The 6,287-nt window shown below is 62.3% G+C and carries 7 protein-coding genes and 1 tRNA gene; 4 read left to right on the forward strand and 4 right to left on the reverse strand.

The features are described 5' to 3' along the window. Positions 1 to 39 precede the first annotated feature (39 nt). Together EYQ35_03215 and EYQ35_03220 are read right to left on the reverse strand one after the other, a co-directional pair. Complete coding sequence (locus EYQ35_03215; protein ID HIF63149.1) at positions 40 to 1,011, reverse strand: hypothetical protein; 972 nt, start codon at positions 1,009 to 1,011, stop codon at positions 40 to 42. Positions 1,012 to 1,086: 75 nt separating this feature from the next. Continuing rightward, positions 1,087 to 1,680, reverse strand: a complete 594-nt coding sequence (locus EYQ35_03220; GenBank protein HIF63150.1) for a hypothetical protein — start codon at positions 1,678 to 1,680, stop codon at positions 1,087 to 1,089. Between the two features lie 570 nt (positions 1,681 to 2,250). Between EYQ35_03220 and EYQ35_03225 the strand changes: the two genes are divergently transcribed. The 4 genes from EYQ35_03225 (at position 2,251) to EYQ35_03240 (ending at position 5,246) form a co-directional block, all read left to right on the forward strand. Then, positions 2,251 to 2,883, forward strand: coding sequence for a TetR/AcrR family transcriptional regulator (locus EYQ35_03225; GenBank protein HIF63151.1), 633 nt, complete (start codon positions 2,251 to 2,253; stop codon positions 2,881 to 2,883). Between the two features lie 251 nt (positions 2,884 to 3,134). Further along, on the forward strand, positions 3,135 to 3,815 hold the full coding sequence (locus EYQ35_03230; GenBank protein ID HIF63152.1) for a hypothetical protein: 681 nt from the start codon (positions 3,135 to 3,137) through the stop codon (positions 3,813 to 3,815). A gap of 501 nt (positions 3,816 to 4,316) precedes the next feature. Further along, positions 4,317 to 4,408: transfer RNA gene (locus tag EYQ35_03235), tRNA-Ser, on the forward strand. Between the two features lie 79 nt (positions 4,409 to 4,487). Further along, positions 4,488 to 5,246, forward strand: a complete 759-nt coding sequence (locus tag EYQ35_03240) for a hypothetical protein (GenBank protein ID HIF63153.1) — start codon at positions 4,488 to 4,490, stop codon at positions 5,244 to 5,246. Between the two features lie 47 nt (positions 5,247 to 5,293). Here the strand turns inward: EYQ35_03240 and EYQ35_03245 are convergent, their stop codons facing one another. Beyond that, positions 5,294 to 5,773 (reverse strand): nuclear transport factor 2 family protein, encoded by a 480-nt coding sequence (locus EYQ35_03245; GenBank protein ID HIF63154.1) that lies wholly within the window; start codon positions 5,771 to 5,773, stop codon positions 5,294 to 5,296. A 51-nt stretch (positions 5,774 to 5,824) separates the two neighbouring features. Further along, positions 5,825 to 6,287 (reverse strand): SDR family oxidoreductase (locus tag EYQ35_03250; GenBank protein ID HIF63155.1); only part of this gene is annotated, 463 nt, incomplete at its 5' end.

The following is a 6,287-nucleotide window of genomic DNA, read 5'->3' on the forward strand; positions in this document are numbered from 1 at the left end:
TACAGGGCAGCCCAGGCGCCCTTGATCCCAAGGGAGCCTTCAGACCTGGCGCAGGAATTCGGACAGGCCGTAGCCGGTGCGACCGTTCATGGTCCACTCGGTCATGCCTTCGCCTATGTGCGTGGTCATTCCACCCCGGCGGTTACGCAGCGGGATGAAACCTTTTACCTCGCCGTTGATGTCAAACTCGCGGCCCGACGCGGTGGCGATGTGCACGCGCAGCGCGCGGTGGTACAGGCCGTTGGCCTCGTAGTCGGCATCAATTTCTACCCCGGTAACGCGATCGATCTTGTCACCCTCAACCACTACGCCGCCGAGGCGGATGTCGTCGGGGCCGCGGCGGATGATGCTGACCATGGCACCCAGGTCGTCGCCGAAGTTCATGGTGAGCCACTCGTAGCCTTCGATGGCTTGCCAGTAGCGCGGCCCCCAGCTGTGGTCGCGCAGGCCGTGCCCGTTGATCTCCACCGTTTCGTCACCCAGTATCAAGCGGCCGCTCACCCGCATGTGCTGTTCGTAGTGCGCCTTGGCAAACTGCTTTTCATCGGGGAGTTTGTCTTCGCTCTTGTCACCCGAGCTGCCGTACATGGGTCCGACCGCAGCGTGATCGAGTTCGAGTGACAGTGGTCGCGACGGGTTGTCGGCAAACGCGCGGCGGGGTTCGGCCATCTGCGTGGGATCGGCGAGCTCTACCACCTGCCCGCTGTAAGTCGTACGCAGGTGACGGCCCGGCTCGACCACGGTGAAGCACATGCCGCCTGCCTCGAACGAATCGTTGTTGGCAATGGCAGGTCTCGCAAAGTTGAACAGCACTCGCCCGTCGGGCAGGTAGACGGTCACCGTCATCTCGGCACGGCCCTCGTTGGCGCGGTTGCCCAGGCGCACGAAACCTCCCACGCCGCGATCGCGGTCGAAGAAGTTGAAGTACATGCTCTCGTTGAAGTTGGGCTCGGGGCCCAGTGGGTGGGTGTAGTCGTCGGCGGGGCTGATGTTGCCAAGCGTGAGTGTCATGCACACTTGTTAGCCCGGCCGCGCAGTCCAGTCGAGGCAGCGGCGCGCGAGCCACGCACACGCCGGCGAGTAGTCCTAGTTCTCGTCTATATCTTCGAGGCTGACGAGCTCAACGCCCAGTCCCTCGTCGTCGTCCAGCTCCACGCCTGCGGGTATCTCAGCGGTTTCGGTGTCGGTGGCGGGCACCTTGAGCGCTCCCTCCATGTTGCCCAGCGAACTGGTCGGAAAAGGGCTGCGTCCCACCTGCACCGAGCGGGTATCGCCAGTGGCATTGCGCCGATCGAACTCTGCACGCTTCCACTTCATGAGTTGCTCTCTGAGCGCCACGCCATCGATGTTGAGCGTGTCGCAGACCGTGCGAAACGAAAAAGGGTATTCCCAGCAGTCTTCTGCTATCCAGGTCTCGGCCTCGTCGGACATGCGGCGGTACCTCAGTCGGCTGGCGCCTGCGTGCTTGTAGAAGCAGCGTATTCCGTCCTTGAGTACCGCGTACATAAGCGCCCGTTCGGGTCCCATGGCGTCGTCGTTTAACTGCGAGGCAAAGTACTGTTCGGGCAGGGTGAGGTCGGGGCTTAAGTGATCGAGCAGCGACGGCATGAGTATGAAGTTGCCGCTCAGCGCGTCGGGTTCGTGGCGGCGCGGGCTGCGGCCCTTGCCAGGTGCCTGCATGCCCTTTCTCGCAGCGCCTTTGCCGGTTGACGGGACGCCGGCAGGGGAGTTTCCGTTCGAAGAACCACGGCTTGAAGGCACTGCGCTGGAGGCGGAAGCGTTCTTGCTGGCGGTCGACCGGACGGACTCATTCCTACTTCGATTCATGGGAGGGAGTTGTCCAAGAACTGTGCCGCGATCGACCTTCCCCGATCGGGGGCCAACCGGCCCGGCGACGGTCACCTGGCCAAGCCGTCCAGACCCCACACCCCCTGCCGGGGGCGCCCCTGCAGGCCGCGAGAAACAGGCTGTTTCTGTCTGGATTCTGTCGCGTGCCCTACTTGCTGTCGTGACTCCTTCGTGTCGGGCTGGCCATTCGGGGGGGGCGGACTCACCCGTTCGGGTGGGCCGGGGGCGTTATTGCATCCCCGCGACGGCGGGCAGGATTCTTGCAGAATCGCCCGATACCCCACGCCTGGTGCGCTTTAGAAACAGAGACTAGCCGCACGCTTGACACAATTTAGAGGGAGAGGGTATAGTTTGCAATCTTGTTCAGCCCGCTGAGGGGTTGGGACAAGACGCTCAAATTTTATGGCTGACGAACAACAGGGACGAAAGCTGTCGCGCAAAGAGCGCGAGCTGCAGTTCAGGCTCAACATTGTCCTGGACGCTGCCGTGGAGGTGTTTTCGGAGAAGAGCTTCGGGCATGTGTCTGTCGAAGAGATCGCGACCCGCGCCGAGATCAGCGTGGGTACGCTGTACAATCTTTTTCACAGCAAAGAAGAGGTCTACACTGCAGTTGTCTCACGATCACAGGGCGAGTTTCTCGACACGATTGAGCGATTGCTGGGCGAGGCCCGCGGTCCGCGCGAGCAGGTACTGGCCGTTGTGCGCGGGCACCTGCAGCACTTCGCCAGTGTTGAGAACGCGATGAAGATCTACATATCGGCCACTAACGGTTTTCAGTGGGAGCTGCGGACCAAGCTGGCTGTTGAAGTAAGCGAACGGTTATCGGGCTTCGAGGCCCAAGTGGTCAACATATGCCAGGCGGGCATGGACGAGGGCATATTCAAAAAAGATGTGTCGGCGCAGGATCTTGCGGCGGTGATCCTCGGCGTGCCCCACTCCTTTCTGATGGCTGCTGCACGCAATGACCCGCCCGACGTGGCTGCCACCATACCGGTGGCCGAAATCACAATCGATCGTCTCCTGGGCACTGATTGATCGCGGCCGCCTGATCTCCGGCCGGCAGCTTTCGATTTACTCTCCGAGCACTCTTCCTCGAACAATCAACATAAAGCATCATTGTGTTCAACTGGCGTGAGGGCTTGGTTGCGCTGGACTGTTATAGTAGTAAACAGCTCAGCAGTTGCGCTCCATTCTTGAAACCGCATTTCTTGAGCGGTGTTGCTGCTTGGTGAGGTAATTGGCCCTTCTTTCCGGTTGCGGGGAAGGGAGGCGGAAGAGGATGTGGTGTGATTAAGAGCGAGCTCAGGGTTCCGAGCCTGACGCATGCAAAGGCGGCAGGCATATGCGACACGGCGTTAAAGGCCATGGGTCTGGACGCCGAGAAAGCGTTGGACTACAAGGACGGTTACGATTTTCTTGTCGGGGGGCAGGTACGCGTGGCCGTGCGCTATGCTTTTCCCACCTCGGACCGTGAGCAGGTCTACACCAAGCGCAACGGCGAGGTGTCGCGCTATGTCTACAAGCGCTGGACCTTCAACTTCCACCGCCACGGCAAGATGGACGTGCGCTACTGCGATTTTTTTGTCTGCCTGCTTGCCCCCGTAGGCGACAATGCTGCTGCCGGTGGCGACCTCAGTGTATTTGTCATTCCCTGGGAGGCGGTGACCGGACTCACGTTCTGTTCTTCAACGCGGGTTGGAAGCACGAGGCAGTACCGCGGCAAGTACGCGCGCTTTCGTGACGGGTGGAACCTGATCTCCCAGGCGGCAGGCGTTGGCCTGGCCCAGACCGGTCGCATAAAGATAACCGATAAGGCCCGCGCGGCGCTGAGGTTGGTCAAGGGTGGTGCCGATTCGCGCGCTACAGCAAAGGGCGGCAACAAGCTGGTCAACCTGCGCGGCGACGGCGACGGTAGCGACCAGCCACCGGTGGGCCCCACCGGTCGCGGATTGCGGCCAGTAGTCTGACCCGGGCGCGGCTGATTCTTCCACCATCTGGCAGGCTTCGGCCAGCTCCACGTGCTGGCCCTCTATTTCTCCGCTGGTCGACAACCGCCGGGCCCTGGCTATGAGTTCGGTGCTGTAGCGATTGACGTTAAGGCGCAGCAGCTCCCGGGCTTCAGGCGTGACCTGCAGTGCCTCGGGATGGCTGGAGTCGGTACTGACCCGTCGTTCGTGTTTTGCGGCCGGTTGGGGGGGGCGCCTGCTCGTACCATGCGTTGTTTCATGTTGCTTGACTCTCCCTGTTGTGTTCCGGTCGCGGCCAGGAGGGGTAAAGCAACGCCCGTGCCATCGCCTCCGGGACCGTAACGGCGCTGTTTATACGGTATGCAGGCCAGCTGGGCGCAGCCAGCCAGCGTGAAAAAAATGACTCGGTGACGCTGTTCTGATTGTATGGCCCTCTTGTGGCCACGCCGCCTTGCGCTATCCTGAGGGCTGACTGCCCGTTTTGTGCGTATCGTTATCAGTGGAGAGGTGACCGAGTGGCTGAAGGTGCTCGCCTGCTAAGCGAGTGAGGGGATCATACTCCTCCGAGGGTTCGAATCCCTCCCTCTCCGCCAGTCGGTAAACGGCCATGGGCACGCGCCGGCAGTGGGTACTGGCCGGTGATAGATACTGCCCGCGACGGGCACGCGGGCGATGATGGGTAGCAGGTCGGTAGACGGCCAGGAGAGCGGAGGCGGTAACGTGGCAGTTTCTTGCAAGGCAGACGACGGTTGGCTCACTGGCAGGTGGGTCACGGATGGATTTAGGATAGCCAGTTTGCTGGTGTTGGCACTGGCGGCGGCAGGTTGCTCGGCCAGGGCAGAGCCCGAGGGAGAGGCGCCCAGTCATTTTGTGCAGATAAAAGAGCAGGGAATGGGCTATGCCCACAACCATGGTGCACGACCCTGCTACTCGCTCGAGTTGGCCGACCCCGATTGGAGCCTGGAAGAATCTAGACCCGACTGGGCTCAGTTCTCCCGCCTGGATGGCGTGCTCAGGGTCTATTTTGTCGATAACCGCGACGTGGGTTTTGCCGTTGGAGGCATGGAGGCAGAGGACGCATTGCGGGCTTTCATCGGGGCCGAGGCGGCGTTTATCCAGCCCTTGTTCCAGTTCCAGTCGGTGGAGTCGCCCAAGCTGGCCGAGGACGACAACGGCATCTGGATGCAGTGGGCCTGGGAAGGGCGCGCGGGTAATCGACGCGGAGCCGGCAGCCGGCCCCCGGATGACCAACGCCACGTCGTAGCCAGCCTGTGGATGGACCCCTGGGTGCTGAGCTTTGACTGGGCCACCACCGAGGTTGAGGCCGACTACTTCGGGCCTACGCCCGAGATGATCGACATACTCGAATCGCTGCGCTTTCACCCGGCCTGCTTCGCGGCCATGCGCACGGGCGAAACCTGGTCCCCCTGAAGGGAATACGCTCCAATTGCGTAAGGTAGCAGGGTAGCGGTCGGCGATCAGCGGTGGCGCATGAGCACTTGCTCGCCGCTTTCGAAGCTGCCGCCGGCCTTTATCCACGCGCTCAGGGTGGCGGGCGCGTCGCGCGCCGGGTTGTAGACGTCCTCTTCTGACGAGAACAGCCCGTTGCCCGCGTAGACCAGGCGCGTCCAGTTGGGGAAGCTGAAGGGCCTGCCGTCTTCCCTGAAGGGTTCGGGCAGGCAGTTGCGACACTCGAAAACTATCGCGCCGTTCTCCTCATCCCAAGCCACCCAGTCCTGCGGAAACGTCATGCAGGGAAAAGGCGCCATCACTCCCGTGATCCATTCTTCTATGGCGGCCCGCCCGTTGAACTCCCCGTAGGCGTGCTCGATGTACAGCGCGTCTTCGGTAAACAGCGCAGACCAAGGCTTCCAATCGCCGCTTTTCGAGGCCTGGTCGCGCGCCCGGCGGTAAATATCAAGGGCTTCTTCGAGTTCTTCGCGAGTGAATCGTGGCATCTCGTTTCTCTCCCAGGTGGACGGCTCGAGTAGCGCAGTCAGCCGGTGCCGTCAGCGCAGCCAGCCCTGCCCACCGTCGAGCATTATGGTGCTGCCGGTCATGTAGCCCGCGTCGGGTCCGCACATCCAGGCCACCGCTCGGCCTATGTCGGTCTCGCAGTCGCCTACGCGTCCGAGCGGCACACTGCTGAGCATGTCCTGGTATTCGTCGCTGAAGTTTTCTTTCCACCACTCCATGCCCGGCGAGGCCGCCAGTGGCACGATGTTGAGCAGGCGTATGCCCATCGGCCCCCACTCCCAGGCCGCGGCACGTGTGAGCATGCGCGTGGCTTCCTTTATGGCCGCGTAGGCACCCAGGCCGTCGGGGTCGGGTCGCAGCGCCGAGCCACTGCCCAGGTTTATGACCACGCCGCCGCCGCGTAGCTCGTCGTGGCACGCGCGCATCAGGCGCAGGCTCGCCAGTGGTCCGCTGCGAAAGCCGCGCTCGAACTCCTCGTCGTCCACCTCGAGCAGC

Source organism: Candidatus Binatota bacterium (assembly GCA_012960245.1).
Taxonomy (GTDB): domain Bacteria; phylum Desulfobacterota; class Binatia; order UBA1149; family UBA1149; genus UBA1149.

Excerpts from the sequence above, each read along its gene's own strand:
- EYQ35_03215 (HIF63149.1), bottom strand. The coding sequence starts at position 1,011 with ATGACACTCACGCTTGGCAACATCAGCCCCGCCGACGACTACACCCAC.
- EYQ35_03225 (HIF63151.1), top strand. The coding sequence starts at position 2,251 with ATGGCTGACGAACAACAGGGACGAAAGCTGTCGCGCAAAGAGCGCGAG.
- EYQ35_03240 (HIF63153.1), top strand. The coding sequence starts at position 4,488 with ATGATGGGTAGCAGGTCGGTAGACGGCCAGGAGAGCGGAGGCGGTAAC.
- EYQ35_03245 (HIF63154.1), bottom strand. The coding sequence starts at position 5,773 with ATGCCACGATTCACTCGCGAAGAACTCGAAGAAGCCCTTGATATTTAC.
- EYQ35_03220 (HIF63150.1), bottom strand. The coding sequence starts at position 1,680 with ATGCAGGCACCTGGCAAGGGCCGCAGCCCGCGCCGCCACGAACCCGAC.